This is a genomic window from Streptomyces sp. AC550_RSS872 (assembly GCF_019049285.1).
Lineage (GTDB): Bacteria > Actinomycetota > Actinomycetes > Streptomycetales > Streptomycetaceae > Streptomyces.
On the sequence record NZ_JAGMUL010000137.1, the window covers coordinates 1 to 212 of the forward strand.

Sequence of the window (212 nt, forward strand, 5' to 3'; positions counted from 1 at the left end):
TTCGGACTCGCTTTCGCTACGGCTTCCCCACACGGGTTAACCTCGCAACACACCGCAAACTCGCAGGCTCATTCTTCAAAAGGCACGCAGTCACGAGACACCAGCAAGCTGATGTCCGACGCTCCCACGGCTTGTAGGCACACGGTTTCAGGTACTATTTCACTCCCCTCCCGGGGTACTTTTCACCATTCCCTCACGGTACTATCCGCTAT

General features: G+C 55.7%; 1 rRNA gene. It reads right to left on the minus strand.

From position 1 onward, the window contains the following. Positions 1 to 212: ribosomal RNA gene (locus tag KUM44_RS36105) — 23S ribosomal RNA — on the minus strand; the annotation flags it as partial.